The sequence below is a fragment of the Geoglobus sp. genome, assembly GCF_054018175.1.
The window spans coordinates 1-3,805 of record NZ_JBPLZQ010000072.1; the positions used below are offsets into that span (position 1 = coordinate 1).

Sequence of the window (3,805 nt, forward strand, 5' to 3'; positions counted from 1 at the left end):
CATCTGCGTACCGCTCCCGAGCCCGATGTGGGCGGGATAGTTTCTGACAACCTCAATCTCGATCCCCTTTCCAAACCTTTCCGCGAACCTGCCCGCGACGTCTCTCGCTCTGGCTACGTTTTCTCCACGGCCGGAAACCAGAACCTCATCGCTTTCCCTCGCGACTATCTCCACAGATGGACTGTCGAGTGTCAGGCCGACGCCACCGTCCACCCTCCCCAGCTCTCCGTTGAGGTCAATGAGGGTGATGTGCAGCCTTGACGGCGTTCTGATTCTGACCCTCATTCTCTCACCTTCAGAGTGACCTTCTTCAGATAGTACTGGGAGCGCGTGTCCACGATGTACGCTTCTGGGGCTATGGTGGGCATGTGGTATCCGGTGAATATTCTGAGTATTTCGCCGGCCTGAATGGAGCACGTCAGCGCGTATGAGATGGGATCGAACTTCACCCTCGGGACCTCCACTTCCCAGTACTTAATGCCGTCTGGCAGGAACGTTGTGATTATGTCTGGGATGAAGGGTGATCCCAGCTCCTCGGCTATTCTCGCGGCAACGTCTATGTGCTTGTGGGCAACTATGACGTCGATCCCCTTGAGCTGTCTCTTCAGCTCTCTGTAATCGTCGGGAAACGGGTAGCTAATCACGCACGAATCGGGGCTCATGGGATGGACGGCATCGTAATCGTTCGCCTCAAGTGGCTTGATCGTGCAGTCGAGTCTCGCATCATTAGGAGTGACGAAGTCTCCTATGTACCTCACGCAGCCAACTCCGCCCCTCCAGAGCAGCTCCATCAGCATCCTGCTTCCAATGACTGCTACGCTGAACTTGCTCAGGTACTCTATTTTCTCCTCCTCAGCCATCCCGTGCCAGAAGATCTTGGCGATGTTCATTCCCTTTCCCTCATGGCCTTCATTACGTCGTGCTTGGTCACGATTCCGGCAATTTCCCCGTTTTCGACCACAAGTAGAGCAGGATTATTTAAAAGCATTTTCGAGATGTTTTCAAGCGTTTCGCTGGGCGAAATTTCTGGGAGCGGGTCCTCCATGACCTCCCTCACGGTCGTGTTCTCTGCTCCATCTATCCCACGGGTCATCACGATTTTCAGAATTGAGCTCTCGGTTATGCATCCCAGATTTGACCCGTCCTTGATCACAGGAAGCTGCGAGATCCCCTTCTCCCTCATGACGTCGATGACGTTCACTATGCTGTCATCGGGACTGACTGAAAGGACGGGTGAGGTCATGATCTTCCTCGCAGTTATCCCCTTGCCCTCGAGCTCACCGAGGACTTCGAAAATCTTCTTGACGAGTGACAGTTTCGGATCGAGATCTCCACTCTCTATTCTCGCGATGAGGGGCTGACTTACTCCTACAAGCTCGGCAAGCTTCTTCTGGGTTATGCCAAGCTTCTTCCTCTTTCGCTTTATCTCTTCAATTTCAAAAAACATGTTGTTCAGTCATGCGGGGAAGTATAAAATATTATCCATCGTAATTTGCCTCCCTGAACATGTCGAGACATGTCGGACAGCAGAAAACGTACAGCTTGTTGTGCCTCCTGTACACTATGGGCCTCTCGTAGAGCTCCTTTCCGCAGTAGTCGCACCTGAAGACGACCTCCATTCCCTCCGGGATTCTGCCCTGCCGGTACTCCACAACTGGCAGTATCTCGACGACCCTGTACCTCTCTGCCAGCTCTGAAAGCCTGTCAGGTGTGGCGATCATTGCCTTCACGAGATACCTGTTTTTCCCGACCCTGTACACCTCAGCGAAGTCTTCGGGAAACTCGTCGTGCTCGATGATAAGGAAAAACGTTTTTCTGGTGTCTATGACGGGAGAGATTTTAATCGTGTACTTCTCGATTATCTTTTCCCTTTCGAGTCTCTCTATCCTCGATTTGACCGTCTGTCTCGCTATTCCGAGAATCTTTGCTATCTCGCTGTAACTCATGCGCGAGTTCTCGGAGAGGAGGTCGAGGATCTTCATGTCGTATTCGTCCAGCTTCATGGCATGACATGGTGTCAGAAAGATATAGACTTTTTCTCACAAGAGGTTAAGAGAGAGGTATATAACCCCGGGGCGCCCAGATATGTCTGAGGTGATGGAGATTAGGGTGAAACTCGAGCTTTCCGGGTTGACCTGCCACGGATGTGTAACGACTGTCAGGAACGTGCTCACCAAGGAAGGGGCGAAGGTAATTTCCATAGACCTGAAGTCGGCGGAAATTGAAGTGGATGGTGACGTGGAGAGGTATATAAAGGCGATCGAAAAGTTCGGATATTCGGCGAAGGTTGTAGCGGAGCAGTGAGCGGAAAAATAGTGCCGGTTCAATTTTTTTGAACTTGATCTCGCTGATCCAGCTTCACTCGAGATACTCTTCTATTTTTGCAATTAGCTGGATTTTTCTTATGGGCTTTTCAATAACGTCAAGGGCCCCGACCTCGAGCATTTCCTTTCCCTTGCTCGATGCGTAGGCTGTGATTGCGAGTATCTTCGCGTTCCGGTCAATTTCCTTGATTGCCTTCGTGGCGGTTATTCCGTCCATTTCGGGCATGAGTATGTCCATGAGGACGATATCCGGCTTCAGTTCGAGGAGATCGTCTCGAGTATCTCCAGCTCTTCCCGGCTGAGCTCTCTCGAGTGGTAAACAGTCCTCTGGAGTGACCTCTGCAATGTTCCTGCCCACTATGTCCTGACCGAAGCACTCGAGCATTACGGGGTTCGCATCGACGAACACGCCTTCACATGTGAGGATCCCCACCATGTTGGGAGTGTTCTGAAATACTGCCCTGTACTTCTCGTCACCCGTATCTGCGGTTTGGTGCAACCCGTTACCAGCGTGCTCCTTTGAGATGCCCCATCCGATGCATAGAAACAGTCTTCTTCCCCTTTCTGTCCTGATGTTCAGCGGAAACAGGGCGATGTTAAGCGTCGCGTTACCCTCATCGCTTCGAAGCTCGAGGCTTACCGCTGAGTGTCCTTTTTCGATGGATTTGCACACCGGACAGGATGAGCGACTGCTCTCTACTGCATTCTGAGTTTCGCCGTGCCTCGAAAGCAGGTCGTCGAACGCGTTTCCGAGGGTACTCCTCAGACCTTCGTTCGCGTATACGACCCTGTGATCCTCATCAACGAGAGCAGCACAGAACGGAAAACCTTCAAGAATGAGCTTGAACTCCTCTATGCTCGATTCTTCCGGAAACTCTTCCTCCTCAGCCAATTCTTCGGCCATCCGTCATATTATGAGGTTGTATTAATTAAAGCTTTCTATTCAAACCTCATATTTAAACTGATGGTACAGATACAATCTGGCAGTACGAATACGGTTCGATTCGTGAATTAAACACCGTTTAACCAGAAAAACTATCCTGTTACAGGTACCCGGAAAACGCGACACGATCTGCAAGGCGTGCTGGCCGGAGGTGCGATTTGAAAAGTCAGGCCTTCACACTCGTCGATGTCTTTAGCACCCTCACGATGCTCTCTCTATACTCCACAGTCACACTCTCTCCAACCACGAACGGATTTCCGTCTGCAGATATCACCGTCTCCGCGTACATCTCAGCAGAGCTGTCGAAGCTCATGGTCTCTGTTTTTATTGGCTCAATGCTCCTCAGCGACTCCTTGCTCATCGACCCCACCACAACCGTGTGGCTCAGGCACGCCACGAGGCATTTGAAGCCCACGAACGCGGATATTGACGCCCCACCCGAAATCCCCTTGCCAAGGTACCTGGAGTCGAGCATCGAGATGAAAACGTTCCCGTAAACTCCCTCCAGGGTTCGACCCTCTGCCGAAACCCTCGCGTA

The 3,805-nt window shown here is 51.6% G+C and carries 5 protein-coding genes and 2 pseudogenes; 1 reads left to right on the forward strand and 6 read right to left on the reverse strand.

The window, feature by feature from the left end:
• The 4 genes and pseudogenes from ACXJJC_RS05890 to ACXJJC_RS05905 all read right to left on the reverse strand — a co-directional run.
• Positions 1-285 (reverse strand): annotated as a pseudogene (locus tag ACXJJC_RS05890) (beta-ribofuranosylaminobenzene 5'-phosphate synthase); the annotation flags it as partial.
• Positions 282-890 (reverse strand): hypothetical protein, encoded by a 609-nt coding sequence (locus ACXJJC_RS05895; protein ID WP_456370147.1) that lies wholly within the window; start codon positions 888-890, stop codon positions 282-284. The gene ACXJJC_RS05895 and the pseudogene ACXJJC_RS05890, both read right to left, overlap by 4 nt.
• Positions 887-1,447 (reverse strand): CBS domain-containing protein, encoded by a 561-nt coding sequence (locus ACXJJC_RS05900; RefSeq protein ID WP_456370149.1) that lies wholly within the window; start codon positions 1,445-1,447, stop codon positions 887-889. The genes ACXJJC_RS05895 and ACXJJC_RS05900 overlap by 4 nt, the downstream gene beginning before the upstream one ends.
• Positions 1,448-1,478: 31 nt before the next feature.
• Positions 1,479-2,003, reverse strand: coding sequence for a TRASH domain-containing protein (locus ACXJJC_RS05905; protein ID WP_456370151.1), 525 nt, complete (start codon positions 2,001-2,003; stop codon positions 1,479-1,481).
• 94 nt (positions 2,004-2,097) lie between these two features.
• Between ACXJJC_RS05905 and ACXJJC_RS05910 the strand changes: the two genes are divergently transcribed.
• The gene (locus ACXJJC_RS05910; RefSeq protein WP_456370153.1) at positions 2,098-2,304 is read left to right on the forward strand and encodes a heavy-metal-associated domain-containing protein; all 207 of its coding nucleotides are present in this window, start codon (positions 2,098-2,100) and stop codon (positions 2,302-2,304) included.
• Between the two features lie 54 nt (positions 2,305-2,358).
• Here the strand turns inward: ACXJJC_RS05910 and ACXJJC_RS05915 are convergent, their stop codons facing one another.
• Together ACXJJC_RS05915 and ACXJJC_RS05920 are read right to left on the reverse strand one after the other, a co-directional pair.
• Positions 2,359-3,228: a response regulator gene (locus ACXJJC_RS05915; protein ID WP_456370155.1), complete on the reverse strand. Its 870-nt coding sequence runs from the start codon at positions 3,226-3,228 to the stop codon at positions 2,359-2,361.
• Positions 3,229-3,433: 205 nt separating this feature from the next.
• Positions 3,434-3,805, reverse strand: a pseudogene (locus tag ACXJJC_RS05920) (hypothetical protein); the annotation flags it as partial.

What these genes read in the sequence shown, in the direction of transcription:
- ACXJJC_RS05895 (WP_456370147.1), bottom strand. Translation starts at nt 890, where the DNA reads ATGAACATCGCCAAGATCTTCTGGCACGGGATGGCTGAGGAGGAGAAA.
- ACXJJC_RS05900 (WP_456370149.1), bottom strand. Translation starts at nt 1,447, where the DNA reads ATGTTTTTTGAAATTGAAGAGATAAAGCGAAAGAGGAAGAAGCTTGGC.
- ACXJJC_RS05905 (WP_456370151.1), bottom strand. Translation starts at nt 2,003, where the DNA reads ATGAAGCTGGACGAATACGACATGAAGATCCTCGACCTCCTCTCCGAG.
- ACXJJC_RS05910 (WP_456370153.1), top strand. Translation starts at nt 2,098, where the DNA reads ATGGAGATTAGGGTGAAACTCGAGCTTTCCGGGTTGACCTGCCACGGA.
- ACXJJC_RS05915 (WP_456370155.1), bottom strand. Translation starts at nt 3,228, where the DNA reads ATGGCCGAAGAATTGGCTGAGGAGGAAGAGTTTCCGGAAGAATCGAGC.